The 26,075-nt window shown below is 68.2% G+C and carries 24 protein-coding genes, 1 tRNA gene and 1 other RNA gene; 11 read left to right on the forward strand and 15 right to left on the reverse strand.

The window, feature by feature from the left end; genetic code table 11:
- Positions 1-23: 23 nt before the first annotated feature.
- Complete coding sequence (locus ABZ552_RS03795; RefSeq protein WP_281876796.1) at positions 24-536, forward strand: DUF4190 domain-containing protein; 513 nt, start codon at positions 24-26, stop codon at positions 534-536.
- A gap of 75 nt (positions 537-611) precedes the next feature.
- Here ABZ552_RS03795 and ABZ552_RS03800 read toward each other — a convergent pair whose 3' ends face one another.
- From ABZ552_RS03800 to ABZ552_RS03810, 3 genes are read right to left on the reverse strand one after another with little or no spacing between them, the layout of a single operon-like run.
- Entirely contained in the window at positions 612-1,292 is a 681-nt protein-coding gene (locus tag ABZ552_RS03800) for an RDD family protein (protein WP_281876797.1), read from the reverse strand.
- 46 nt (positions 1,293-1,338) lie between these two features.
- Positions 1,339-2,256 (reverse strand): tRNA glutamyl-Q(34) synthetase GluQRS, encoded by a 918-nt coding sequence (gene gluQRS, locus ABZ552_RS03805; RefSeq protein ID WP_281919223.1) that lies wholly within the window; start codon positions 2,254-2,256, stop codon positions 1,339-1,341.
- A gap of 56 nt (positions 2,257-2,312) precedes the next feature.
- On the reverse strand, positions 2,313-2,795 hold the full coding sequence (locus tag ABZ552_RS03810; protein WP_357435452.1) for a DUF309 domain-containing protein: 483 nt from the start codon (positions 2,793-2,795) through the stop codon (positions 2,313-2,315).
- A gap of 449 nt (positions 2,796-3,244) precedes the next feature.
- Between ABZ552_RS03810 and ABZ552_RS03815 the strand changes: the two genes are divergently transcribed.
- Entirely contained in the window at positions 3,245-3,430 is a 186-nt protein-coding gene (locus tag ABZ552_RS03815) for a DUF397 domain-containing protein (RefSeq protein WP_357435561.1), read from the forward strand.
- A 95-nt stretch (positions 3,431-3,525) separates the two neighbouring features.
- Here the strand turns inward: ABZ552_RS03815 and ABZ552_RS03820 are convergent, their stop codons facing one another.
- On the reverse strand, positions 3,526-5,166 hold the full coding sequence (locus tag ABZ552_RS03820) for a cytochrome bc complex cytochrome b subunit (protein ID WP_281876801.1): 1,641 nt from the start codon (positions 5,164-5,166) through the stop codon (positions 3,526-3,528).
- Between the two features lie 172 nt (positions 5,167-5,338).
- Here ABZ552_RS03820 and ABZ552_RS03825 point away from each other — a divergent pair, with 172 nt between their 5' ends.
- Positions 5,339-6,964, forward strand: a complete 1,626-nt coding sequence (locus ABZ552_RS03825) for a WS/DGAT domain-containing protein (RefSeq protein WP_357435563.1) — start codon at positions 5,339-5,341, stop codon at positions 6,962-6,964.
- Between the two features lie 18 nt (positions 6,965-6,982).
- Here the strand turns inward: ABZ552_RS03825 and ABZ552_RS03830 are convergent, their stop codons facing one another.
- Both ABZ552_RS03830 and ABZ552_RS03835 read right to left on the reverse strand, forming a co-directional pair.
- Positions 6,983-7,621 carry a hypothetical protein gene (locus ABZ552_RS03830; protein WP_281876803.1) on the reverse strand — a complete coding sequence of 213 codons (639 nt, stop codon included), beginning with the start codon at positions 7,619-7,621 and terminating at the stop codon, positions 6,983-6,985.
- 100 nt (positions 7,622-7,721) lie between these two features.
- The gene (locus tag ABZ552_RS03835; RefSeq protein WP_281876805.1) at positions 7,722-8,201 is read right to left on the reverse strand and encodes a hypothetical protein; all 480 of its coding nucleotides are present in this window, start codon (positions 8,199-8,201) and stop codon (positions 7,722-7,724) included.
- A gap of 260 nt (positions 8,202-8,461) precedes the next feature.
- Between ABZ552_RS03835 and cutA the strand changes: the two genes are divergently transcribed.
- Entirely contained in the window at positions 8,462-8,770 is a 309-nt protein-coding gene (gene cutA, locus ABZ552_RS03840; RefSeq protein ID WP_357435454.1) for a divalent cation tolerance protein CutA, read from the forward strand.
- A 784-nt stretch (positions 8,771-9,554) separates the two neighbouring features.
- On the opposite strand, the gene ABZ552_RS03845 is transcribed toward cutA, so the two are convergent.
- A complete protein-coding gene (locus ABZ552_RS03845; protein ID WP_357435456.1) occupies positions 9,555-10,460 on the reverse strand; it encodes an alpha/beta fold hydrolase in 906 nt (301 codons plus the stop codon).
- 76 nt (positions 10,461-10,536) lie between these two features.
- On the opposite strand from ABZ552_RS03845, the gene ABZ552_RS03850 reads away from it, so the two are divergent.
- A complete protein-coding gene (locus ABZ552_RS03850) occupies positions 10,537-11,169 on the forward strand; it encodes a TetR/AcrR family transcriptional regulator (RefSeq protein WP_357435458.1) in 633 nt (210 codons plus the stop codon).
- A gap of 82 nt (positions 11,170-11,251) precedes the next feature.
- Here the strand turns inward: ABZ552_RS03850 and ABZ552_RS03855 are convergent.
- Positions 11,252-11,339, reverse strand: a tRNA-Ser gene (locus ABZ552_RS03855).
- Positions 11,340-11,467: 128 nt separating this feature from the next.
- On the opposite strand from ABZ552_RS03855, the gene ffs reads away from it, so the two are divergent.
- An RNA gene (ffs, locus tag ABZ552_RS03860) (signal recognition particle sRNA small type) lies at positions 11,468-11,562 on the forward strand.
- 232 nt (positions 11,563-11,794) lie between these two features.
- On the forward strand, positions 11,795-13,084 hold the full coding sequence (locus ABZ552_RS03865; protein ID WP_357435460.1) for an aminotransferase class I/II-fold pyridoxal phosphate-dependent enzyme: 1,290 nt from the start codon (positions 11,795-11,797) through the stop codon (positions 13,082-13,084).
- Between the two features lie 95 nt (positions 13,085-13,179).
- On the opposite strand, the gene ABZ552_RS03870 is transcribed toward ABZ552_RS03865, so the two are convergent.
- The gene (locus ABZ552_RS03870; protein ID WP_281876822.1) at positions 13,180-13,620 is read right to left on the reverse strand and encodes an SRPBCC family protein; all 441 of its coding nucleotides are present in this window, start codon (positions 13,618-13,620) and stop codon (positions 13,180-13,182) included.
- Positions 13,621-13,628: 8 nt separating this feature from the next.
- A complete protein-coding gene (locus tag ABZ552_RS03875) occupies positions 13,629-14,435 on the reverse strand; it encodes a methyltransferase domain-containing protein (RefSeq protein ID WP_357435565.1) in 807 nt (268 codons plus the stop codon).
- Between the two features lie 264 nt (positions 14,436-14,699).
- Here ABZ552_RS03875 and ABZ552_RS03880 point away from each other — a divergent pair, with 264 nt between their 5' ends.
- From ABZ552_RS03880 to ABZ552_RS03890, 3 genes are all read left to right on the forward strand, one after another.
- A complete protein-coding gene (locus ABZ552_RS03880; RefSeq protein ID WP_281876823.1) occupies positions 14,700-15,275 on the forward strand; it encodes an HhH-GPD-type base excision DNA repair protein in 576 nt (191 codons plus the stop codon).
- A gap of 123 nt (positions 15,276-15,398) precedes the next feature.
- Positions 15,399-16,109, forward strand: coding sequence for a hypothetical protein (locus ABZ552_RS03885; RefSeq protein WP_281876824.1), 711 nt, complete (start codon positions 15,399-15,401; stop codon positions 16,107-16,109).
- Between the two features lie 342 nt (positions 16,110-16,451).
- Entirely contained in the window at positions 16,452-17,723 is a 1,272-nt protein-coding gene (locus ABZ552_RS03890) for an ROK family protein (protein WP_281876826.1), read from the forward strand.
- A 58-nt stretch (positions 17,724-17,781) separates the two neighbouring features.
- Here ABZ552_RS03890 and ABZ552_RS03895 read toward each other — a convergent pair whose 3' ends face one another.
- Complete coding sequence (locus tag ABZ552_RS03895) at positions 17,782-19,413, reverse strand: DUF2207 domain-containing protein (protein WP_281876828.1); 1,632 nt, start codon at positions 19,411-19,413, stop codon at positions 17,782-17,784.
- Positions 19,414-19,696: 283 nt separating this feature from the next.
- On the opposite strand from ABZ552_RS03895, the gene ABZ552_RS03900 reads away from it, so the two are divergent.
- The gene (locus tag ABZ552_RS03900) at positions 19,697-20,617 is read left to right on the forward strand and encodes a neutral zinc metallopeptidase (protein ID WP_281876830.1); all 921 of its coding nucleotides are present in this window, start codon (positions 19,697-19,699) and stop codon (positions 20,615-20,617) included.
- 99 nt (positions 20,618-20,716) lie between these two features.
- On the opposite strand, the gene ABZ552_RS03905 is transcribed toward ABZ552_RS03900, so the two are convergent.
- From ABZ552_RS03905 to ABZ552_RS03920, 4 genes are all read right to left on the reverse strand, one after another.
- Entirely contained in the window at positions 20,717-22,030 is a 1,314-nt protein-coding gene (locus ABZ552_RS03905) for an ammonium transporter (RefSeq protein ID WP_357435463.1), read from the reverse strand.
- Positions 22,031-22,114: 84 nt separating this feature from the next.
- Complete coding sequence (locus tag ABZ552_RS03910; protein ID WP_357435465.1) at positions 22,115-22,804, reverse strand: TetR/AcrR family transcriptional regulator; 690 nt, start codon at positions 22,802-22,804, stop codon at positions 22,115-22,117.
- Entirely contained in the window at positions 22,801-25,047 is a 2,247-nt protein-coding gene (locus tag ABZ552_RS03915; protein WP_281876832.1) for an MMPL family transporter, read from the reverse strand. The genes ABZ552_RS03910 and ABZ552_RS03915 overlap by 4 nt, the downstream gene beginning before the upstream one ends.
- 80 nt (positions 25,048-25,127) lie before the next feature.
- The gene (locus ABZ552_RS03920; RefSeq protein ID WP_281876833.1) at positions 25,128-25,946 is read right to left on the reverse strand and encodes a hypothetical protein; all 819 of its coding nucleotides are present in this window, start codon (positions 25,944-25,946) and stop codon (positions 25,128-25,130) included.
- Positions 25,947-26,075 lie beyond the last annotated feature (129 nt).

Here is a 26,075-nt window from a genome sequence, read left to right on the forward strand (position 1 = left end):
AGGTTGTGGAATACGCTGTAGCAATGACGAATCCCGGCGATTCCGACGAGTGGTGGAAGCAGTACGGCGGCCAAGGCGTGTCGCCGGAGTCCGGTGGCCAGAGTTCGGTTCCGCAGTATCCGAGCCCGGAGCAGCAGCCGTCGGGCTACCCGTCGGCGCCGCAATACCCGGTCCAGCCGCCCTCGCAGCCGATGACGCCGCCTCCGCAGCCGCAGTACCCGTCCTATCAACAGCAGCCGTATCCCCAGCCGAGCTACGGCTATCAGACTCCCTACCAGCCCTACGGAGTCCCGGCGCAGGGCACCAACGGCATGGCGATCGGTGCGCTGATCTCGTCGCTGGTCGGGTTCGTCACCTGCGGGCTCGGCTCGATCGTCGGCATCATCCTCGGCGTGGTCGCCCTCAACCAGATCAAGCAGAGTGGCCAGGAAGGGCGCGGTATGGCGCTCGCGGGCATCTGGATCGGTGTCGGCGCGATCGTGCTCGGCATCCTGTGGTTCGTCGTCGTGATCATCGCGGGGGCGACCAGCGCGTAGCGGCACGGCCGGGAACCAACAGGGGGCGCACCCGAATCGGGTGCGCCCCCTGTGCGTTTTGTGCCGCGGTGGCGATCAGGCCTTGACGACCTGGGTGCCGCCGGCGAACTTGTCGTGCCAGCCCTGCTTGTTCGGGTCCTGCGAGATGGTGACCATGATGTAGATCGCCAGGATCAGCGAGATGAGGCCACCGACGCAGGGGATGATGCTCGCCGCGATGAAGATGTTGCGCTTCAGCGAGGTGACCGGGTCGATCTTGGCGGCGCCGCCCGGGGCGAGCACCTTCAGGCCGAGGATCTTCTTGCCGAGCGTGGTGCCCTGCGAGGTCTCCATGCCGACGAAGTAGCCGAGCTGGACCAAGGTCCACACCAGGCCGAGACCGATGGTCAGGCCCAGCGAGTTGTCGACCAGGACGTACAGGATGAAGTACGGGATGTACAGGATGATCGCGTCGATGACGCGGGCGCCGATGCGGGTGCCGAGGTCACCCGGCTGGCCGCCGTAGTTGTTGAACCCGGGCTGCTGCGGGTACTGACCGTAGGGATCCTGCCCGTACTGGGGCTGCTGCTGGCCGTATTGCGGCTGCTGCCCGTACTGGGGCTGCTGGCCGTATTGCGGCTGCTGCCCGTATTGGGGCTGCTGCTGGCCGTACTGAGGCTGCTGCCCGTACTGGTCACCCCCCTGCGGGTACGGCTGCTGCCCGTACGGCTGCCCGCCCTGCGGATACTGGTTGGGGTCGTACCCACCGCTTGTCATAGTTATTTGTCCTCGTCGATTGATCAGTAGTTGGACGATGCGTACGTTACGGACATGGGCTGCTTCGCAACAACCCATGAACGTCGAGTATCCACGGTTCGCGGGGCAGCCGCCGGATGTCGAAACGCGCGAGTAGCTCGGACGACGATGTCGCGGTGAAGCCGAGCGAAGCGGCCAGTGCCGAGACTACGTCCTCCGGCGTGTTGCCGAGCGCCAATCGTTCGCGGAGTGTCACCGCCCCATCCCGTTTCGCCAGTCGGCGTCGCTGCGTGTTGAGCACCAGCGGCACGTGGGCGTAGTGCGGCACCGGCAGATCGAGCAGCGTCGCCAGGTATGCCTGCCGCGGCGTCGACGGCAGCAGGTCGTCGCCGCGCACCACTTGGTCGACGCCCTGGTCCGCGTCGTCCACCACGACGGCCAGGTTGTAGGCGGGGATGCCGTCGCCGCGTCGCAGCACCACGTCATCGACCGGGCCCCGGTAGCGACCGTGCAGCTCGTCGCGCACCTCGAATTCGGTGGCCATGGCGCGCAGGCGCAAGGCGGCCGGGCGCCCCTCGGCGCGCAGCCGGTCGCGCTGGGCGGCGCTCAGCGCGCGGCAGGTGCCGGGGTAGGCGCCCATCGGTCCGTGCGGTGCTGTCGCGGCTTTCTGTATTTCCCTTCGGGTGCAGAAGCATTCATAGGTCAGCCCGGCGGCGGTGAGGCGTTCGATGGCCGCTGCGTACTGCGGCAACCGTTCCGACTGGCGTACCACCGGCCCGTCCCAGTTCACGCCGATCGCGGCGAGGTCGTCCACTTGCCGCTGCTCCGCACCGGGACGCACTCTGTCCAGGTCATCGATCCGCAGCAGGAAGCGCCGACCGGTGGAACGAGCGAACGCCCACGCCAGCAGTGCCGTGCGGAGATTGCCCAAGTGCAGGTCCCCGGACGGGCTCGGCGCGTACCGGCCCGCGCCCGGCTCAGTCACGGGCTCTGCTGGTAGACGATGAGGTGCGCACGTCGGCCATGGTAGGAGCGGCGCGCTCAGCCGCGCAGACGTGGCCGCAGGTCGGCGTCCGCCGGCTCGGCGCCGACCTCCAGCGTGGCGAGCAGTGCTTCGGCATGGGCGACCAATCCGGGGAGGTCGATACCGTAGGGCGCCCGGCCGCCCTCCGGCCGGTATGCCGTCAACCGCGACACCGCGCGGGCGAGCAGTGTACGCGCCCCCTTGGGATTTCCTCGTTGTATGTGGGTTAGTCCGACAGCGAACTGCGCCAGCGCCTGCCACAGCATCCGCTCGGCGAACGGTCCGTTCTTCCACGCGGCCTCTAAAACCTCGTGTGCATTGAATGCAAGTCCATCGTCCAGCAGTTGCTGGGCGAAGGTCAAGGTTTGCTGGGGTGGAAGTTCGAGATCGTCCGGAATTCGGGCAACTCCGGTGCTGCCGGGCGGCAGCGGTCGCCCGAGGCGGTCGCGCGGACGGGCATTACGGGCGCGACCTGCGTCGTCGCGAGCGCGTTCGACCATAGGATCCATCATGCACGGTCCCTGCGCGCGCGTCGACGCGGGCCGTGGGGGCGCGCGAATTGTCGGCCGATAACAGAGCAATCACATCCGTTAAAAACATTGTGGATCATCGGTGTGTGGAATGAATGCCAGGAGCTGGCAATGTTCCCGCAACTTCCATGCTTCGCAAACGTGTGTGGTTGCGATGATTGAATAGGCAAGAGCCGGGCAAACTTTCGAAGGACCTGCTAGGGTTACCGCGCGGGGAGAGGCCCCGCGCGAGGTTAATTTCCTCTCGAACTCTCGATGTGCGATATCGACGCACCGGGAAAGTGCGCTCCGGCGCGGGGTGCACCACGGGATTCGGCTTTCCAGTCGGGTACCGATGCTAGCTGGAACGATGTCAGGAGAAATCTCGCTCTCGACGCAGCAAAGGAGCTAGTGCCGTGGAGGTTGATTGGGCGGGCGCTGTGTGGCGCAAGAGCACATACAGCGGTCCGGATGGGAACTGCGTGGAAGTCGCTTTCCTCGTCGACGGCAATGTCGCGGTTCGTGACACCAAGGACAGTGGAAGTGGCCCGGTCTTGGGGTTTGCGCCGGGCGAGTGGGATGCATTCCTAGTGGGGGTCTCGACGGGAGAGTTCCGGCGCGGCTGAACCGCTCCGGAATGGCCTGAACAAGGCAAAGCGGGCCCCGGGTCGTATGGACTCGGGGCCTTCGCGGTTCTCCGGACGGGTGTGCCGGCGAATCCTCAATGGGCGGAGCCGTTTCCGCGGCCGTTCGCTCGTTCCTGGATTCTGCGCAACACGGTGAGTTGCCTGCGTTCTTCTTCGTGCTCGAGCTCGAAGTGCCGCACACTCTCCTCGCGCGGATCCGCGCGCAGGAAGCTGCCGGTGCCCGGCTTGCCCGCCGCACCCAGCTTGCTCATCTTCTTCGGCACGGGTGCGCCTTGGTATTCCAGCGGAAGCGGGTGACCGTGCGCGTCCACCGGGCCGAGCGGCTGGTGCACCTCGATGTACTCGCCGTGTGGCAGACGCTTGATCACGCCGGTCTCCACGCCGTGCTCGAGCACCGCGCGATCGCTGCGCTGCAGTCCGAGGCAGATGCGGTAGGCCAGGAAGTACGCGAGCGGGGGCGCGAGCAGGATGCCGATGCGGCCCGCCCAGGTGGTCGCGTTCAGTGAGATGTCGAACTTGTACGCGATGATGTCGTTGACGCACGACAGCGTCAGCACGACGTAGAACGCGATCGCCATCGCGCCGATCGCGGTGCGAACGGGCACGTCGCGGGGGCGTTGCAGCAGGTTGTGGTGCGCGCTTCGGTCGCCGGTCAGCCGCTTCTCGATCCAGGGGTAGGCGATGAGGACGACGAAGACCAGCCCCATCAGCATGGCGACCCAGAATACGGCGGGGACGGTGTAGCGGCCCAGGTACAGCTCCCACGGCGGCATCAGGCGGGCCATGCCGTCGGTCCACATCATGTACATGTCGGGCTGCGAACCGGCCGACACCTGCGAGGGGTTGTACGGACCGAGGTTCCAGATCGGGTTGATCTGGAAGAGACCGCCCATGATGCCCACGATGCCGAGGGTGAAGGCGAAGAACGCGCCCTGATCGGCGGCGAACACCGGCACGATCCGCGCGCCCACCACGTTGTTTTCCGTGCGGCCCGGACCGGGGAACTGGGTGTGCTTCTGGTACCACACCAGGGCCACGTGCGCGGCGATCAGCGCCAGGATGATGCCGGGGAACAGCAGGACGTGAGCCACGTACAAGCGGGGAATGATGATCTCGCCCGGGAAGTCGCCGCCGAACATCAGCCAGTGCAGCCAGGTGCCGATGATCGGGATGGAGATCGTGATACCCGAGAACGCCGCCCGCAGGCCGGTGCCGGAGAGCAGGTCGTCGGGCAGCGAGTACCCGAAGAACCCTTCGAACATCGCCAGGATCAGCAGCAGCGAACCGATCACCCAGTTCGCCTCCCGCGGCTTGCGGAACGCACCGGTGAAGAAGATCCGGAACAAGTGCACGATGATCGACGCCGCGAACAGCAGCGCCGCCCAGTGGTGCACCTGCCGCACGAACAGGCCGCCGCGCACTTCGAAGGAGAGATCCAGCGCCGTCTCGTACGCCCGTGACATGGTCACGCCGCGCAGCGGCTGGTAGGCGCCGTTGTAGACGACCTCCGTCATGGAGGGGTCGAAGAAAAGGGTCAGGTACACGCCCGACAGCAGCAGGATGATGAAGCTGTAGAGCGCGATCTCGCCGAGCAGGAACGACCAGTGCGTCGGGAAGACCTTGTTGATCGACCGCTTCACGAACGCCGCGGCCTTGTACCGTTCGTCCGCCTCATCGGCTTGGTTGGCAATTGTGCGAGCTAGATCTATAGCCATGGCCGACACCCCGCCTGGGTGAGTGGTATCCGTTCTACTACAGACGGTAGCAGAGCTGGGTGCCGGAATCGATGGCGTTTTCCGGGCGATATGTGGAACAAGATCATTCACATTGCCCCGGGCTCGTCGGACGCCATCGAATCCGAGTCGATATCGTTTTACTGTGAGCGCGATGGCACCGCAGGACGCGACGATGTATTGGCTGTCCAAACGCACGCGCAACGACCTTTTTCTGCTGTATTGCTTCGCCGATCGCGGACTGCCCACCGAGGAACTGCGCGCCGCCGTCGCCGAACGCAGTGCGCGGATCGCGGACCTGCGGGTCCGGTTGCGCGAACTGCCCGGGGACATCGATTATCCGTTCTGGACACGATCTGAATTCGCCGCCGAGCAAATCGTGGAACACGAACTGCGGGAACGTAATTGGTCGTGCCTGCTGGAGGCCCTCGGCGAGTTGCTGGGTACCGGTGTCGACGCCGCGGTGCACCCGTGGCGGCTGCATCTGTTCCGTGCGATCGCCGACGCGCCAGGGCAAACGGGCGAGCCCGCGCTGGTGGTGGTGCTCCAGATGTCCCACGCGCTGGCCGACGGCCGGCGGGCGTCGGCGATCGCGCGTGCGCTGTTCGGCGGTGCGGGGAACCATTCCGGCGAGCCCGAAAGCCGTACTGGAGCGTCCGGCCCCGGTGGGGGACCGGCCGGCGACAGTGCCACTGATGCCGCAGGTACCGAGAGTTGGGGTGACAGGACTCCGGTCGCGGATCGATCGGTTCCGGGACTGTCCGTACCAGAGGAATGCGCGGTTGGCTGGACCGCGGTTGCCCGTGAGCGGACCGCGGTGCACTCGGTGTCGGCGAGCGGGTCGTCGGTGCGAGTGCGGGTCGGCTCGACGGTAGTGCGTGTGCGGACCCTCGCGGATGCGATGTGGGGGAGCGCGCTCCCGGCAAGAGTGCTGGTCGCTTCGGCTGTCGGTCTGCTGCGCGTTCCGGCCCGGCTGGCCGCGACCGCGGTGCGCGGCTACCAGGCGTTCCGAGCTCAGCAGCGGCTCGCGGCGTCGACCGAGGCGGGCGAATTGCCGCCGCCGGGGCCGGGTTTCCCGCCGACTGTGCTGAACCATGCGTCGGCGGAGGGGATCTCGCGACACGAAGCTCGGATGCTGGTGTTTCCGGCCGGAGAGTTGCGGGTGCCCGGTCGTACGGTCACGGTCGTCGTCCTGACCGCGGTGTCGCTGGCGCTCGCCCGCTACCTGGCCGACCGGGGTGAGCCGGTGGAGCGGCTCGGTGCGCAGGTCCCGATGGCCCTGGCCGAGGACACCGGTCCACGCAACAACTATCGCAGTCTCGGCGTCGACCTCTTCGTCGATGAACCCGATCCGAGTCTGCGCGCCGACAAGATCGCCGCGGCGCTCGCCGACCGGCGCGCCCGCGCCCGGCACCCGCTGCTGTCGGCGCAGGACCGGGTCACCGCGACGATTCCCGCCCCCATGTTGCGGCGGGACGTCGACCGCTATCCCCTCGATACCGTTCCCGGTTCGATAGCTGGACACACTGTCGTCTCCAGTGTCGACCGCGGGCCGGCCGATCTGTCCTTCGGTGGCGGGCGGGTGCGGTTCACGGCCGGATTCCCGGCGCTCGGCTCCGTCATGCACCTCACCCACGGCGTGCACGGACTCGGCGACACCGTCACCATCTCCCTGCACGCCGACCCGAAGGTCCTACCGGATCTCGACGCCTACGCCGCTCACCTCCGCGCCGCGCTGCTGGAAGCGCACCGCGCCCTGGTCGGCTCCGCTCCGGCGTGACACTCGTTCGCCCGCCGATCAGGAACGGGCGAGGGCGGGCTGGGGCGTGGCCTGGTGGACCTCGGCGGAGATCTTGATCTCCAGTTCCAGCCGGGTGACGTTGATGACCGAGCGCTCCTCCTCGACGGTGTTCTCGATCGCCCGCGACCACAGCGCCTGGATCTCGGTGATCTCTTCGGCGGTGGCCTCGCCGTCGAGCTCGATCCGGCGGCGTTGCAAGCTGATGTTCAGCGCCGCGGTGAGCGTCCGCATCAGGTCCTCGCAGCGATTGGGGATCTTGCGGTGCGCCACCACGCGCAAGGTGCTGATGAAATCCCGCGAGCCGGTGATCACCTGCCGGACCTCCGCGTCGAGCTCATCCAGTTCCTCCGCATCCCAGCGATCGCAGTGCAACAACTGCTGGCGGACGTCGCTCGAGATGGCCAGCACGGACGAGACCGCCGCCAGCACCGACTCCCGCCGCCACTTGTCGAGCTCGCGCCGCTCGGCCGCCGCGTTCGTCAGCTCCACGTTGCGCTGCGCCGCGTCCAAGGTGGCCCGGTTCCGCTCGTCCGCTGCGGTGACCGCCGCCCGGTTGGCGCGGTTGTTGACCAGCACGCCGACCAAGACCGCAATGCCGACGACGAGAGAACCGAAAAGCGGGAGCCACTGAGTCACGGGGACGATCATTCCATCGGAATGGGAAGTCGCACAGCCTAGATCGGGCGAATCCGGCTCGTCCGGCTACTCGGGAGGAAATCCGAACGGCGGACCGGGGTCAGTCCCGTGCGGCGCCTTCCGGCCACACGACATCGACCGGCACACCACGTGCACGCGCGAGTTCGACCACCGTCCCGGTGCCCGCCTTCTGCCCGGCATCGCCATCCCACACGGCGATCAGTCGATCGACCGACTCCACCACGGCATCGTTGGCTGCTTCGTACGCTGCACGGCCCGCGTCGTCGAAATCCATCACCCGCACCTCCGCCGCGTTCTTCACGAGCTCGTCGAACAGCTCGGCGTGATCCGGTTTCACCTTCCGCTCGCGGTAGTTCCGGGACGGCAACACCACCTCGAGCCGCCCACCCGCATCGAGCACCGCCCGCGCGAACACCGAATCGGAACCGCGCGCAATACAACTCACTCCGACCAATTCGCTCGGATCGTGCTCGCCCAGCAGCGCACGCACCGCGTCGTACACCAACGGCGCGGTGGCCTCGGTGATGTTCATGTGCCCGGTGACGCCGATCCGCACCATGCAGATGTGCTCCTATGCTGTCGCGGCAACCAGCGGCCGCATCCGCTCCCGCAATTCGACGACCGCGCCGAACCTACGGTGCGGTTGTACACCTTCGCCGATTTCTTCGTTACACGGTCCGGCGCAGATGCCGAGCCGCGTAGAGGCTCGGCGCTGGTACCTGCCATTTCGTCCTCTGCGTCGAACTTGCATCGAATAATGAAGCCCCATCGCGTGCCCCTCGCTAGGCTGGCTTGATGGCAATCCCGAGTGTGTGGTCCGTGACAACGACCACCCCGACCGAGGAAGCAGCCCAAGAGATCGCCCGCGCCACGGTGTCCGAGCGGTTGGCGGCAGGGGCGTTCATCACTGGCCCGATCAAGTCGGTGTTCTGGCATCTCGGCGAACTCGGCGACGGACATGAGTGGCGTGTCGAACTCCGTACCTCTGACGCTACGCGAGACAAACTCGCGGAACGAATCAAAGAACTGCATCCATGGGACAACCCGGAGTTGGTGGGCCAACCGATCGAGTGGTACCCAGAAGAATACGGGCGCTGGGTGGCCCGCTCTACAAACGCGTCGGAATAGGCACCCTGGCTGCTCGAGCGCGTGACCAGAGCTCGGCGCCGCCAGGTATCCCGGCGACACGTTGTGCCACCTGCTGTACGCGAGCCAGCGGCCGGACTGACGCTACCTTTTCGGCGGAAGCGAGAGCGTTTTCCGTGATCGCCATCGCCGCCTCGGGGTTACGCCGACGTCGTGACCTGCGTCGCTCAGCCTGTCTTATGAGTAACGCGCCTCGCCTCCGTTGGTTCGGAGGTGGGGCGAGATTCGCTGTAATCCGGTGTTCTGGTCTATATCTCCAGCTTCGCCAGCATCCAAGTGCCGAGGGCGTACATGTCGTCGGCAGGGATGGCGCGCGTGTAGTGCAGGGGCGGGGTTATCCAGCGGAACTGGCGCCACCCGCTGGCCGGACGGATGACCCAACCGCCGTATTCACGGTGAGGACGCCACTGGCCCTCACCGGTATAGCCGGGCTCGCGGGAGACACACCGGAACCAGGAGTACACGTGGCAGCGCAACAAGAACCAGCGCCTCGACCATGTGGTAGGGCCGCTACTTACAACGAGCAGCTTCATCGAAGCGAACTTAGCAATTGGAGGATGGCGGGCACGGTTTCCTTGCGGCCCTCGCTCGTCCCGGTGTCCCGGTGGCGCGCATGACGATCTTGCCATGCCACGCAGCAGTCCTCCCGCTATCCGATCCGAACGTTCGTCCATCGCGGCGAAACCGATGTCGTCGCCGTCGCTGGTCCAGCCGACTCGGTGCCCCGCGTCTTGAGCCGCCCTCCGCAGGCAGTCGTGGATGCGAGTCACCGAGTTCTCCCTCGAGCCGCGGTCGGTGCGAGGTGTTCGGTCAGGAAGTCGATCTGATCGGCGACGACTCGTTCCACGATCGGCGGATGGTAGACCGTGAAATGGTCGGCGTCGTAGTGCTCCACGATGGCGCGCGGCGCATCGGCCTCGACCTTCTCCACGATGGTGGGAGCGATGAGATTTTCGAAGTCGCAGGCGCAGATCAGCAACGGGCACCGCACCCGTGACGCGCGCGCCGCAGCGTTGTAGAACAGCATGCCCAGACCCGAGGCCGCGGTGATGCGGTTGTCGAATTCATACCCGTCCGGGCAGACCGAAAGCCAGCCTTCGAGCGCGCCGGGCTGATTGACGAAGGCGAGTTCACCCGGGCGGCCGACGAGTTGGACATACCGGCGAGGCAAGCCCAACGTCGCGCGCACCAGATCGGAGATGATCGGCCCGGTGAACCGCAGCAGATGCCGGAACCCGGCCCGGGCGACAACCGCCCGTCCGCTCAGTACCGGACACTGCACGATCGCCGCGCTGATCTCCGGGTGGCGAGCCGCCGCCGCGACTACGTGGCTGGCTCCGAACGAGGTTCCCCACAACGCCACCCGTTCGGAGTCGAGTTCTGGACGCGAGTGGACGAATGCCAGGGCGGCGTCGACATCGGCGGCGTAACGGCGCCGGCTCACCAGTTGGCGCGGTTGGCCGCCGGATTCTCCGAGGTGGCGGAAGTCGAAAGCCAGCACGGCGAAGCCCGCGTCCGAGAACCACTTCTCGTACTGGCCCAGCATCATCTCGTGGGTCGCGCCGCCGCCGTGCACCAGCACCACGACCGGATGCGGCGCCGGGCCGGCCGGCAGGGTGAGCCATGCGGCGCACTCGTCGTCACCGGACGGAAAACTTGTTCGAATAGTCATGACACCTCCGTTTAGGTACGTTGTACGTGAACGCCGTCAGTTAAACACGTACGCCGTACTTAAACAAGGGAGGTTCATGCCCGCGCCGAAGAAATTCACTACCGATCAACTCCAGATCGCAGCGTTGGCCTTGGTCGACGAGCAGGGCCTGGCCGGGTTGACGATGCGCAATCTCGCGGCCGCGCTGGGCACCGGGGCGATGACGATCTACAACTACGTCGACGGGAAAGAGGGGCTCGAGCGGCTTGTCACCGGAGCTGTCCTGGCCGAGGCGCGGTGGGCGGTCGAACCGTCCGGCGACTGGGCCGATGAAACTCGCGCAGTGGCCGAGGGCATGTGGCGCGCCATCCGCTCCCATCCGCACGCCATTCCCCTGCTCCTCACCCGCCGCACGCTCGACTTGCCGACTCTCGTGACCGCCGAAGCGCTGCTGCGGGCGCTTGCGCGTAGCGGTAGATCGGGGGCCGACCTGCTGATCGCTTTCCGTGTGGTCACCGGATTCATCACCGGCTTCGCGCAAGCTGAACTCGCCGGACCGCTCTCCGTAGCCCGCGACCCGGATCCCGCGGCGATCACCGACCGGGTCGCGGCTCTGCCGCCCGACCGCTTCGCCAAATTGATCGAGATCGCACGCGCCGCAGCAGATAGCGACCCCGAAGAAGAATTCCGCACCGGCCTGCGCATCATCCTGGATGGGCTGAAGGGGTGAACTTGATCCAGGAGTGTGGCCGGGGGGACTTGAAGCAAACGCCTCTGACCAGCCACGAATGTCCGGTCAGAGGCGTTTGCCCTGGCGGAGGATAGGGGATTTGAACCCCTGAGGGCGTTAACCCAACCCGCGTTCCAGGCGAGCGCCATAGGCCACTAGGCGAATCCTCCGTGGAGCAGCATACCGGTAGTCCCCGGCCCGTCGCCAAATAGGGCCGTCCGGAGGGATGAAGTGCCTGGTCGAGGACTCTTATGGACCCCGGAGGATGGGATTGCGGGCGGGAGACGCTACACTGGCCGACGGATCCCGCGCGGCGCGCATCCTGTGAACTCCCCCAGGGCCGGAAGGCAGCAAGGGTCAACGGGCTCTGCCGGGTGCGCGGGGTCCCCTTTTTTCAAGGTCTCGCGCGGGTGCCTCGTCTCCGCCGGGCCGGTGCGGGGTGCGGATGGGCTGGGTCCGGTCGGCACCCATCCCGCCCTCGGATAACGCCTCCAATTCCGGCCACCGCACGGGTAACGTGAACACCGTCCGCGGATGCACGTGCGTCTGTACGGACAACTGTTCGGCCGCCGCCCATCGGTCCGGCCAGACCACCGTCCCCTCGCTGCTTGAAAGGCTGCCCAGGATGCCCCGGCAAACGCAGATCGGTTTGATGAGCCATGAGGAGCTCGTGCTCGAGCACGAGACCCAGTCCGCGAATTACGCGACGCTCAAGACCGAGAAGCTCACGCTGGACCTGACCCGGGGGAAACCTTCGCCGGAGCAACTCGACCTGTCCGCCGCGCTGCTGCACCTGCCCGGCGACGGCGATTTCCGCGACGGCACCGGCACCGACTGCCGTAACTACGGTGGCCTGCACGGTCTCCCGGAACTGCGCGCGATCTTCGGCGAACTGCTCGGCATCCCGGTGGACAACCTGCTCGCGGGCAACAACGCCAGCCTGGAACTGATGCACGACGTGATCAGCTACGCGATGCTGTACGGCACCAATGATTCCGAGCGGCGCTGGGCCGCCGAGGACACCCTCGAGTTCCTGTGTCCGGCGCCCGGTTACGACCGGCACTTCGCGATCACCGAGGCGCTCGGCTTCGAGATGATCCCGATCCCGATGCGCCACGACGGCCCGGACACCCACGCCATCGCCGAGCTGCTGGCGAACGATCCGCAGATCAAGGGTCTGTGGGCCGTGCCGAACTACTCCAACCCGACCGGTGTCGTCTTCTCCGAAGACGTTGTCCGGGAGTTGGTCTCGATGCCGGCCGCGGCGCCCGACTTCCGGCTGTTCTGGGACAACGCGTACGCGGTGCACCCGCTCACCGACACCGCCGCCCCGGTGATCGATGTGCTCGGCCTCGCCGCGGCAGCCGGGAACCCGAACCGCCCGTTGGTATTCGCCTCGACCTCGAAGATCACCTTCGCGGGCGCGGGCGTCAGCTTCATCGGCGGTTCGACCGCGAACCTGGAGTGGTACCTGAGCCACGCCTCGAAGAAGAGCATCGGCCCGGACAAGATCAACCAGCTGCGCCACTTGCGTTTCTTCCGCGATGCCGACGGCGTGCGTGCGCACATGCAGAAGCATCGCGCGATCCTGGAGCCGAAGTTCGCTCTGGTGCTGAAGATCCTGGAGGACCGTCTCGGGGCGTCCAAGGTGGCGTCCTGGACCGAGCCCAAGGGCGGCTACTTCATCAGCCTGGACGTGCTGGAAGGCACCGCGGCGCGGGTGATCGCGCTGGCGAAGGAAGCGGGCATCGCGCTCACCGCGGCCGGTTCGGCCTTCCCCTACCGGAACGACCCGGAAGACAAGAACATTCGCATCGCGCCGAGCTTCCCCAAGCTGCCCGAGCTGGAGAAGGCGATGGACGGCCTGGCCACTTGCGTGCTGCTGGCGGCCACCGAGAAGCTGCTCGGCAAGTAGACGCGGACCCGGAAACGAATGATCGCCCGGCACGAATCTCGTGCCGGGCGATCAGCTCTGTACTGGGCAGTGGGCCCGGCCGGGAAAGGCGGGCTCTACCCGGTTTCCAACAGCTCCTTCAGCCGCGCCAGGTCCCCGCGGTTGGCCCGCCGGATCGCCGCCTCCAGCAGCGGTGCGGCGAATTTCCCGAAGCCGCTCGGCTCGCCGCGGTTGCGCAGCGTCATGCGGGTGCCGCCCTCCGGCGTGTCCGCCCAGGTATAGGTCGTCTCCATCGGAAACGGCCCCTGCGCGGTGCGCATCACCAACCGTCTGGCGGGCTCGTAGTCGACCACCTCGTAGGTGTAGGTCAGCCGGTTGCCGAGGAAATGGGCGACGAAGGTCATCCGCGAACCGGCGCGCAGTGGCGGCTCGGTCTCCCAGGTGACGCTGTGGATGCGCGCGTACCAGGCCGGGGCGTGCGCCGGATCGGCCGCGTACGCCGCGACCAGCTCGCGGGAGCGGTCGATCGTGATGTCGGTCAGCACGTCGACGGCCATCGGCCGGGTCAGTGCGGCTTGTGCGCGAGGACGGCGAACATGGTCACCGACAGATGGATGTCGCCGGTGGCCGCGGCCCGCTCCAGATCGTCGAGCAGTCGCTCACGTTGCGCCTCGGTGATCGCGCCGCGTGCTACCGCCATCGCCGAGATCCTGGTCACCAGCGAGCCCGCGCCCACGCTGCGATCCTGCACCAGGGCCTGCGAGCCGATGTCGTCGACCACCAGCCCCGCCTTGGTGAGCAGACCGGGGAGCCTGCGACCCGACAGCGGATTGGTGGTCGCCGACACGAGGGTGTCGATCACCTCGCGGACGACCTGCCGGTCACCGGGGTGCATGATCGCGGTGCCCCAATCGCTGTCCACCACGACGACTCGTCCGCCCGGGCGGAGCACGCGCGCGATCTCGTTGGCCGCGCGGGCGGGGGCGGTCAGATGCTGGAAGACGCGCTCGCACAGGACGGCGTCGAAGCTGTCCGCGCCGAACGGCACGCCGTAGGCGTCGCCGGAGTGGAATTTGGCGGTCGAGCCGGCCTGGGCGGCGCGGCGCTCGGCGGAGGCGAGCAGGTGCGGGTCCGGCTCGACGCCGAACGCGCTGCCGTCCGGGCCCACCGCCTCGGCGAAGGTGATGACCTCCGAGCCGGTGCCGGAGCCGATGTCCACGGCGTGTTCACCGGGCCGCACCGCGAGCGCTTCGTGCGCCCAGGTGCGCAAGCGGCGGATGCCGGGCAGCGCGGCCTGGAGGTCGCGCACGTCCACCAGCTGGTCTTGACCTGCTCGGTCGAACCGATCGGGGCGCAATGCGTAGGTGTTCATGGGCCCGTGTCCATCCCTGGCCGTTGCCGTCGTCTTGGTCGGTGTCGCCGTCATCTGAGGCATGGCCTGGAGCCTACGCGGCAGGTCATCTACCCGCGCGTAGGCACTGTGAGGCGGGTCACTATGGTTGATGAACGGGGCGCTGTCGTGAGTACATGGGTAACTCGTCGGGCACGCTCGAACAGAAGTGGCACCGACGCAGGACCGGAGCGCGGATCTCACGGCACCTACCAGTACGGCCTGAATCTACGGAGAGGCGGGACAGTGACGCGCACGCTGTGCCTGGCGCAGGACGCCGAGGCGGACAGGCTACTGACCGAGGACCACTTCGCCACGCTGCTCGGCATGCTCCTGGACCAGCAGTACCCGATGGAGCACGCCTTCCGCGGCCCGAAGAAGATCGCCGACCGGATGGGCGGGTTCGACATCCAGCGCATCGCCGAGGCCGATCCGCAGGAGTTCGAGGAACTCGCCGCGACGCCGCCCGCGATCCACCGCTACGGCCGGTCCATGGCCCGGCGTGCCCAGGAACTGGCGCGCTACGTCATCGAGCACTACGACGGCAAGGCGGAGAACATCTGGACCATGGGGGACCCGGACGGCAACGAAGTGCTGCGGCGCCTGAAGGACCTGCCCGGCTATGGCGAGCAGAAGGCGAAGATCTTCCTGGCCCTGCTCGGCAAGCAGCGGGGCGTCCGGCCGGAAGGCTGGCGGGCCGCGGCGGGCGCCTACGGCGACGAGGGCTCGCGCCGCTCGGTCGCGGACGTCACCGACGCCGAATCCCTCGCGCAGGTAAGGGAATTCAAGAAGCAGGCGAAAGCGGCGGCCAAAGCGAAGTAGTCCAGCAGCTGTAACTCGCCGGTTGCCTATTTGAAATCTGCATGCTTTTTTTCCTCGTTTCACCGGAGTTCCTCCCGGATGCTTTGCCTCGAAGGCTCCACCTGAGATGAGGGATTGCAGGACATGAGGATGAGGAAGCTCGCCGTGGTGGCGGCGCTGGTCACCATTGCGACCGGAGTGGCCGCGGGTACGTCCGGCGCCGCACCGGCGGAAGAAAGCGTGGAAAACGCGGTCAATTTCACCGCGTACGCGACCGATACCCAGTCGATCATCGAAACCGACGCGGGATCGCTGGTCGTCGAGGACGGCGTGTTCAAGGTGAAGGCGTCCAACGGTACCGTGCTCGCGGGTCATCCGCTGCGGTTTCAGCTGGACGACTTCGAATTCCCGATCGCCGCACAGATCTCCGGCCGCAGCGCGACGCTGACGCCGCTGCTCGACCGCGAGCACGCGGTCTACAAGCCGGTCGCGCTCCCGTTCGAGGACAAGGCGCCGTGGAAGAGCGAATACGACCGTGAAGTCGCCGCCTGGACGCGCCTGACCAGCACCATCACCATGGGCGCCGCGATCGGCACCCTCGTCGGCGGCATCGGCGGCGCGGCGGTCGGCTGCGTGCTCGGTGGCATCGCGGGCGCGACCATCGCCGCGGGGACCATCGCGGGCCTGTTCGGTCCGTTCATCCCGGCGGCGGGTGTCGGCTGCCTCGTCGGCATCGCGGCGGTCGGCGCGCTCGGCACTGTCGCGGGGCAGATCCTGATCACCGCTCCGGTCGCGATCGGCGCGGCGATCCAGTACTTCACGACGGTCAATCAGCCGTTCGCCGCGCCGAAGTAATGCTTCCGCGTGAAAAGACCCCGCCCCTGCGGACCTCCGCCGGGACGGGGTCTTTTCGTGTGCTTGCGACCTGGGGAAACAATGTGCGGGTGCGCACAACGGCGCGTCGAGGGTTGGTGTGTCATGGATATCGGTGTTAATTTAAATGACATGTCTGCCGGCCGATCGAACCTCCTGCGCGTCACTTACGTGACCGCCGCGCTGGGTCTTCGGCTGCCGTTGACGCGCGAACTGTGTCGCCTCTCTTGCTGCAGCTGAGCCGGTTTTCCGGCTCGTTTGCTGCCTCGCCGCCCATGTAGGCACGTCCCGTTGATTTGCGGGACTTCAGCAAGGATCTGCACAATGTCCCTTCCCACCCTTGAACGTTCCGTCTCCAGGGTTACCGGCCGTGCCCGCGTCCAGCGTCCGGTTGTCGCTCCCGAACTGCGCATCGCCGACAACCCGGCGGCCGCGGTCCTGCGGGCCGCCACCGGTGGTCCCGTTTCCCGTGACAATGCCGCGCGCACAACGGGTTTGAGCATCGCCACGGTCAATCGCCAGGTCTCCGCTCTGCTCGCGGCCGGCCTGCTGCGGGAGCGCCCCGACCTGACGGCCTCGGGTGCGGTCGGACGCCCCCGGGTCCCGTTCGAGATCGATCACGAGGCCTACCTGACCATCGGCATCCACATCGGCGCCGCGGTCACCAAGATCGTCGCCGCCGACCTGCGCGGCCGCATCCTCGGCGGTTTGGCCATCGCCACCCCGCAGACCGGCCAGGAATTCGCCACCACCACCGTGGCCCGCAGCGCGAAGGCGTTCCTGCAGCGGTGGCACCGGCGCAAGGCGCTGTGGGCCGGTGTCGCGATCGGCGGCCGGGTCGACCCGCTCACCGGCGTCGTCGACCACCCGAAGTTGGAATGGCGTGGCGCGCAGGTGGGTTCGGTTCTCGCCGAGGTGCTGGAGCTGCCCGTCTCGGTCGCGCCGCACGTGGAGGCGATGGCCGGTTCCGAGCTGTTGCTGCCCACGGGCGAGCCCAAGGACCAAGCCCGCGTCGAGCGGGGCAGCAGCCTGTACTTCTACGTGCGTGAAACCGCCGGTGTGGCAGTGACTCTGGACGGACGGGTGCACACGCCGAGCAACGGCCCCGGATCGATCGCGCATCTACCCACCGGCTCGGACGTCGAATGCCCCTGCGGACGGCGTGGCTGCTTGGAGGTGACCGTCGGCGATCGGTCGCTGCACTCCAGGGCCGTCGGCCGCGGCATCATCCCGGCGCACAACGGCACCGCGGGGTCGACCATCGCCGACCTGCACCGGGCCGCGGAAGCCGGTTCGGAGTCCGCGCGGGAGCTGCTCGCCGAACGGGCCACCATCCTCGGCCACACCGTGGCGATGGTGCGCGACATGCTCAACCCCGATCGGGTGATCCTCGGGGGGCAGGCATTCACCGGCTACCGGCCCGCGGTCGCGCATGTGGCGCGCGCGTTCAACCAGGGTTCGACGCTGCCGCCCACCGATATCCGGATCAGCGGATTCGGCGGCAAGGTCCAGGAATACGCCGCGGTGGTGACCTCGCTGAGCGTCCTCTACGCCGACCCGCTGGCGGCGGTCCGGCGAACCGCGTCGATCGACTGAGCACTACGACGAAAAGGACGACCGGCCGCACTGGCCGGTCGTCCTTTCGTCTGTGACGCTAGCGATGCGGATCTCCTGCGACGGCGAAAAGCCCTTCCAGCGCGGTGATGAAGAACGGGAAGTGCCCGGCGAAGCGCTGCAGGTTGCGGTCGCGTTCGAAGCCGCCGAACCAATAGAGGCCGGGTTGCGCGTCGGCCGACGGATCGAGGTCGCGGAAGGCGCGGATCCAGTTGTCGGCGCGTGCGCCGAGCACCATGAACGGCAGCGCGCGGGAGAACACGGTCTCCTGATCGATCGGCGGGATCTGTTCGCGCCGAGTGTTTTCCAGGCCGCGCTGGAGCGCGCGGATCTGCCGGGCGAGTTCCAGCCCGCGCGACGTCCGGGCCGGCAGATACTGTGGCGCGAGCAGGCAGGCCACGCCACCGAGCGCGATGGCGACACCGACCAAGGCATGCCCGGAAGTGAGCGCGAGGGCTACGGTCGCCACGATGCCCGCGAGCACCAGCGCCCCGCCGAGCCACATCGCCAGGCCGGGGCGACGGCGATCGAGGAAGTTCCCCCGCGCGACGGCATCGGCCACCATGGCGGCGCGCACCGGACCGGAGGCCACGCGCCCCGGCCTGCGCAACTCGCCCAGTGTCACCGCGTCGGCGCCGTCCGGCAGCAGCGCCTCGTAGACGGCCGTCTCGTAGGCGCGCAGCTGATCGTCCGGCGTGTTCACCCGGCTGATCCGCCAGTCGCTGTCGCTGAGCGGCGTGATCCGGAGATACCGGCGCACCGCGAGGTCCACCACCGTGGCGGCGACGTCGACCGGATCGACATGCCCGTCCAGCAGCAGCCCGGCCTCGCCGGGCAGTGCGCCGTCGGGTGAGGTGAACTGCACGCGGTCCCCCTCGCGCAGCAGCGGGTCGATCGTCTCCGAACCGCCGCCCACCGCCGCGTCCTGGCGGCGGGCGCGCAGCACGAAGGCGACCAGCGCCGCCAGTGCGAGCAGCAGGACGCCGAACGCGACGAGCACCGGGGCGGTGATCGCGAAGGGGCCCGCGTCACCGCTGCCGCGCACGTCGGCGTTGCTCGGCACGGTGCCGGGCGGCAACTGCAGCGTCAGGTCGATCGCGTCTCCCTTGTGCAGGTCGGTCTGCTCCAGGAACAGGACGCCGTCGCTTTCGATCTTGACGTCGGCGCAGGGCCGGGTGTTGCCGGGCGGACCGAGTTTGCAGTCGACGATGCCCATTTCGAAACTCGGACTGATCAGCGAGGCGCTGATGGACGCGATGTCGGTGTTGAGCACCCCGAGCCAATGGAACACCTGGGTGCCCGGCGCGTCGCTCACGGTGTTCTGCACCGAGTACCGGAAGGTGGAGACGCCGGGTCGGGCCTCGATGGTGAACTGGTCGTTGGCGACCGTCGCGGTGCCCGCGCCCTCGGTGTCCACATCGGAGACCCGGAAGACGCGTTCGGCGTCGTCGCTCACCTTCAGCCGCAGCGGAAGCACCATCCGGAAGGAGCCCTCCGGCGGCACCGAAACCTGCTCGACCACTTCGAGGATGCCCTCGCGGTTCAGCTTCAGATCGGCGGTGATGGCCACGCCGCCCGGCTCGGGCTGGGCCTGGGTGACCGGGGCCGTCGCGAACATTCCCGCGATGGCGAGAAGCAGCGCGCCTAGGGCGGCCCCCCGAAAAGTCAGCATGGTCGCCTACTCTAGACAGCTTGCTATTCTGCGTCAGCGGCTGTCGGCGATCACTGAGACGAGGGGGTACGGGGGCGTGACACAACCACCGTACGGACACGGACCGGTCCCGCATGGAGGGCGTCCAATCCCGCCGCCCGGCTACGGTGCGCCCTACGGCCCGCGACCGGGTTATGGCCCGCCCCCCGGTTATGGTCCCCCTCCGGGGTACCGGCCCGCGCCGGGATATGCCCCGCCTGCCTACGGCCCGCCACCGGGTTACGGCCCGCCGGTGCCACCGCCCATGCCCTATGGTCCGCCCGGGCGGCCGCCGTACCCGCCGCCCCGCAAACGGGGTGGCGGCGGATGGGTGGTGCTGCTGGTCGTCGTCGTGTTCGTGGTCGCGGCGGGGCTGGTGCGCAACGCGATCTCGGTCGGGCGTGGCGACAACGACGCGTCCGGTCCGCAGCCGAGCTTCACGTTCGACGCCCAGCCCGACGGTGCGTCCGGGCCGTCGGAAACCGCCAACAACCCGCTGCTCACGGATCCGAGCGCGACGCTGATTCCGGCGCGGTGCGATTACTCGCCGTGGGGCACTCAGGTGGACGCCGCCCGCAAGTTCTTCGAGAGCGCCGCGTCGTGCCTGGAGACGGCGTGGAAACCCGTGCTGCGCAAGGCGAATCTGCCGTTTCAGCCGCCGTCGCTGAACGTCAGCGCGACCACGACGGGTATCACCACCCCGTGTACCGGCTCGACCAGCAATTTCGCCGCGTTCTACTGCCCGGCGAACAAGACCATCTACATGCCGATCAGCCAGTTGCAGACCGACTACTTCAAGGACAACTGGGTCGTCTATCTGTCGGTCTTCGCGCATGAGTACGGCCACCACGTGCAGGCCATGTCCGGCATCCTGCGCAAGGCCAACAGCGAGCGCGCCGACGTGGGACCGCGCAGCTCCAAGGGACTGGAACTGTCGCGGCGAGTCGAGTTGCAGGCCAACTGCTTCGACGGCATGTACCTGTCCTCGTCGTCGAGGGGCGGTTCGCTGACCGATCCGCAGCTCACTCTGGCCCGCAAGGACGCCTACGGGCGCGGCGACCAGGCCGGGGACATGCGCGACCACGGCTCGGCGGAGAACGGCGGGCAGTGGTTCGAGACGGGTTTGGACAACAATCGTGCGGCCCAATGCAATACGTTCACCGCGTCGGCGAGCTCGGTGAGCTGAAACGCCGCCGCAGGACGGATTTGTCTCGCTGAGCTCGCCCCTGGCTGGTCACAGCGACCGGAATCGGCTTGCGCACTGTCCCCGACGCCGTCGCGGTGATCAGCCCCGATCCTCATCGAGCAGGCGATCGGTGTGCGGACGCCCGAGGTGACCCTCGCCTAGGCGGCGCGGCGTATGGCCGTGCACCCCTTCGGCGTACGCCGTCTCGGCGTGCAAGGCGAAGTCGATACCCGCGGTCTCGTCCTCCTTGCTGACCCGGAATCCGATGAGCCGGTCGATGCCCTTGCCGAGCGCGAACGAGACGCCGAACGCGTAGGCGGCGACGACGAGCACCGCCACCAGCTGTTTGCCGAGCTGAGTGAACCCACCGCCGAACAGCAGGCCCTCGACCCCGCCGGTCATCACCTCGGTGGCGAGCAGACCGATCAGCACGGTGCCGACGATGCCGCCGACGAAGTGCACGCCGACCACGTCGAGGGAGTCGTCGTAGCCCGCCTTGAACTTCCAGCCCACCGCGAACGAGCACAGCACGCCCGCCGCGAGCCCGACCAGCAGCGCGCCCAAGGTGTTGACCGACCCGCAGGAAGGAGTGATGGCGACCAGTCCGGCCACCACGCCGGACGCCGCGCCGAAGGTGGTGGGCCTGCCGTCGCGGATCTGCTCCACCGCGAGCCAGCCGAGCATGCCGAGGCAGCCTGCCACCAGGGTGTTCAGGAAGACGGCCGCGGCGAGGCCGTTGGCCGCCAGCGCCGAACCGGCGTTGAAGCCGAACCAGCCGAACCACAGCAGGCCCGCGCCGAGCAGCACGAAGGGCAGATTGTGCGGTCGCATCGCGTCGGTGCGGAACCCGATGCGCGGGCCGAGCACCAGCGCGAGGGCCAGGGCGGACGCGCCGGAGGCGATCTCCACCACCAGGCCGCCGGCGTAATCCAGCGCGCCGAACGAGGCGAGCCAACCGTCCGGGCCCCACACCCAGTGGGCGATCGGCGCGTACACCGCCAGCGCCCACAGCGGCACGAAGATCATCCACGCGGAGAACTTGGCGCGGTCGGCGATGGCGCCGCTGACCAGCGCGGCGGTCAGGACGGCGAAGGTGAGCTGGAACGTCGCGTACAACAACTCGGGTACCGAGCCGCGCACCGAGCCGGGGTCGATGCCCGCCATGCCGAGGTGACCGAGGCCGCCGATCAGGCCGCCGCCCGCGTCGGCGCCGAACGCCAGACTGTAGCCGAGAAGTAGCCAGGTGACGGTTACCAGTGGGATCGCGATGAAGTTCATCATCAACATGTTGAGCACGCCGGTCGAGCGCACCATCCCGCCGTAGAAAATGGCCAGGCCCGGGGTCATGAGCAGGACGAGGGCCGTGCTGACGAGCAGCCAGGCGGTGGCCGCGGGATCGATGGTTGGGGACACGGTGCACTCCTTCCGCGCGCGTGCGCTGGAAGGAAGTTACCGAACGGTCGCTAGCGGGTCGACAGCCGATCGGCTCGAGCGCGGTCAGGCCGGGGACGAGCCCTTCCTGACCCGGCGCAGCCACGTGGTGACCGTGTCCGGCGTCGGCGGGTCCGCGCCGACCAGGTCGAGCACGCTGTAGCCGAGGCACGCCGCGCCCATCACGCGCGAGGCGACGGCTTCCGCGTCGCCCCAGGGCAGGAAGGGTTTGGCCAGCAGCAAGGAGGCGATGCCGTGGGCGACCGACCACAGTTCCAGCACGATCGGCCGCGGGTCGCGCGGTGCCATCGTCCCGTCGTCCATGCACTTGCGCACCGTGGCCGCGAAATGCTGGAAGGCCCCGCTGGTGAGGACCTGGTCCACCGCGCCTTCGGTCTCGGTGGGCGCGGTCGCCAGCCGGTACTGCTCGGGATGCGCGAGGGCGAAGCGGACGTAGGCCATGCCTTGCTCGTGCAACTGCGTCACCGGGGAGGCCGCGGGGTCGGTGGCCGCCCGCATCGCGTCGGCCAGGTCTTCGAAGACCTGGGCGACCACGGCCTCGATGAGTTCGTCCTTGTCGGCGAAGTGCCGGTAGATCGACGGCGCGCTCACGCCCACCAGCTTGCTCACCGCCCGGATCGAGACGGCGTCCGCGTGCCCGGTCCTGGTGAGCAGGTCGGCCGTGGCCCGCAGGATCTCCTCGCGCAGCTGAGCTCCCGAGCCGCGCGGCGAGCGAGGGCGTCTGCCACCGATCATGCCCGCCCTGCGGTTTCCAGCGGGCGGGCGGCGGCGTCCTCCTCGCCCTCGGTCAGCCCGATCTTGGCGTGCAGGCGGGCCAGCGGCGCGGGCGCCCACCAGTTGAGCGGACCGAGCAGGCGCATGAGCGCGGGCGCGAGCAGGCCGCGGATGATCGTGGCGTCGGCGAGCACGGTCAGCGTGAGGCCGAGCCCGAGCAGCTGCATGAACGACACCTTCGCGGTCACCAGCGCGCCGAGCACGATGGCCATCAGCACGGCGGCCGCGGTGAAGATCCGGCCCGTGCGTGCCAGGCCGACCGCCACCGCGCGGGTGTTGTCGTGGGTGGCCAGCCACTCCTCGCGCACCCGCGACAGCAAGAACACCTCGTAGTCCATGGACAGGCCGAAGGCCAGGCAGAACATCAGGATCGGCATGGTCGGCACCAAGTAGCCGACCGGGGTGAAACCGAGCAGCCCGGACAGGTGACCTTCCTGGAACACCCAGACCATCGCGCCGAAGGCGGCGGCCAGCGACAGCGTGTTCAGCACGAGCGCTTTGATCGGCAGTACGACGCTGCCGGTGAACAGGAACAACACGATGAACGTGGTGAGGGCGATCAGGGCGGCCGCGAGCGGAAGCCGGGCGGCCAGCGCGTGCAGCGAGTCGGCGTTGGCCGCCGCCGCGCCACCGAAGAGCGCCTCGCCCGGCGCCGGGATCGCCCGGATCGCGTTCAGCTGACGGTCACCGGCGGGTGAGAACGGATCGAGCTTCGTCGCGACACTCAGGTAGGTGCCGGTGTCGTTGCTCATCCCGGGCGGCGCCGGTGCGACTCGCGCGCCCGTCACGTAGATCCCGGCGGCGGAGAGGACGGCGGGCACGCCCTCCACCTTGGACAGTTCGGCGGCGTATCCGCCGAGCGCCGCGGTGTCGCCGTGATAGCCGTCCAGCACGATGGTGGTGCTGGCGACCGGGTCGGCCTGGGGGAACTGGGTGCGCATGGCGTCGCCTACCTGGCGGCTGGACGCGGTCTCGGGCAGCACCCGGTCGTCGGGATAACCGAATTTCACCGACAGGAACGGTGCGCCGAGCGCCAGCAGCAGCGCGATGATCACGATCGCGACCGGAGCCGCGTGCCGCATCACCACGCCGGCCAACCGGTACCAACCGCTGTCCTCGGGCGCGTGCGGGCCCGGTGCGGGCGCGTCGCGCCGGAACAGGCGGCGCAACGGAGCTCGCAGGTCGAGGGAGTTCACCCGGTGCCCGAGCAGGACCAGCGCGGCGGGCAGCACCACGATCGACGCGGCCGCCGCAGCGGCGACGACCGCGACACCCGCGTAGGCGAAACTTTTCAGGAAGTACAGGTCGAACACGCTGAGCACGGCCAGCGACAGCGCGACGGTGAGCGCGGAGAACAACACGGTGCGCCCCGCGGTCTGCACGGACCGGATGGTGGCGGCGGCCGGATCCAGGCCGCGCGCCAGTTCCTCCCGGAAGCGGCTGACGATGAACAAACTGGAGTCGATGGCCAGCGCCAGACCCATCGCCGTCGTCATGTTCAGCGCGTAGATCGAGACGTCGGTGAACAGCGTGCACAGGCGCAGCAGCGCCAGCGTCGCCAGGATGGCGAACACGCCGATGGTCAGCGGGAGGGCCGCGGCCACCAGGCTGCCGAACACCAGAACCAGCACGATCATCGACAACGGCACCGCGACGCCCTCGGCCAGGGTGAGGTCGCGGGTGGTCTGCTCGGTGACGTCGTGGTAGATCGCGGCGATGCCGCCTTGGCGGACCGTGATGCCGTTGGAGACGCCCGCGAACTGCCGCTCCAATTCGCTCGCGGTCTTCTGGACCTGCGTCTCGTCGCCGTCGATGTAGGCGACGACAAGGGCGCTCTTGCCATCGGTGCTGCGCAACGCGTTCGCCAGCGGCTGCGGGGTGGTCCAGTAGGACTGGACGCCCTGCACGTCACCGCGATTCTTCAGCGCATCGGCCAGCTCGATGCCCGCCGCCTTGGTGGCCGGGTCGTCCGCCCCCGCGGCCGAGCCGACCAGCAGGACAAAATTGGGCGCTGCGCCGGCGAAGTTGTCGGCGATCAGCTCGGCGACGCGGGCGGACTCGGCCTCGTTCGACGTGAACCCGCCGGACTTCAGGTGCGCGGGCGCGGTGGCGCCGAAAACGCCGCACAAAATGGCGATGACCAGGGCCGCGGCCAGCACCGCGCGCGGAGATCGGGTGATGAATCGGGCTATCCGGGTCAGCATCGCGGCTCCGCTCGCTTGGTTAACGGCGTTAGAGTAACGCTGTTAACCTATGGTGTCGAGCCCGCACGGTCCACTCCGTTTCAGCCGCGAGATCTACGCATGGCGCGCAACCCGCGTCGCCCGGGCACGGGGAGGTCGTCGCGCATCTCCACCCACTCCGCGGTGGTCAACCAGAGCTGCTGGGCGCGGGCATCGGCGGTGTTGTGGAAGATCCTGCGCCCGCGGTCGTCGCGCAGTTCTTGCGCGACCACCGACCAGCGCGGCGGGCGGCCGTGCTCGGCCTGGTAATCCGCCAGATAGGTCGCGATCGCGGTGCCGATGGTGTTCACGGGGCGCAACGAGACCCGGTTGCCGTACTGGGCGGCGTAGAAACGCCGGGCGGCGCACAAGGAACGGGGATTGGCGTTGGAGGCGATCCACCCCGCGCGCTGGGCCCGCTCGATCAGCCAGAGGTGTTTGACCGCCGACGGCGCGATATTGCCGACGCGAGTGCGGATCAACGTCATGATCTGCTCGGTGCACAGCACGTCGCGGCGGGTGGGGCCGTAGCCGTGCGCGGTCCAGTGCGCGTCCGCCAGTTTGGCGAGCACCCGGCCGAAGTCGTCGATGCTGCGCTGGGCGCGGCGGCCGAGCCGTTCGATGCGCTCGGCCTCGCGGCGCATCTCGTTCTGCGCGGTGAGGGTGCGGATCGCGGCCATGGTGGGCACCTGGCCGCGTTCGAGGAGTTCGAGGATGGCCGCCGCGGTGGTCGGATCGGCGGCCGCGGTCACCGGCAGCGAGTCGCGCTTGATCGCGAACTCCTGGGGGCTGATGGCGCGGCTCAAGAGGGCGACGGCGGAGCGGTCGCCTGCGAAATCGGTGCTGGACAGCCAGGCGGCGGCGATGTCGTCACACGACACGGTGGACGGTCCTCCGGTGGAAGTGGGGATTGGCGCTGGTCACCCGTGGGCTCAGTTCGGTAGGTTGTGCCCCGGTCGGGATGAGGGACCGGCCGGGGTCACCAACCTGATGAAGGTTTGGCTACCGAA

This window comes from Nocardia sp. NPDC019219 (assembly GCF_040632645.1).
GTDB lineage: Bacteria > Actinomycetota > Actinomycetes > Mycobacteriales > Mycobacteriaceae > Nocardia > Nocardia sputorum.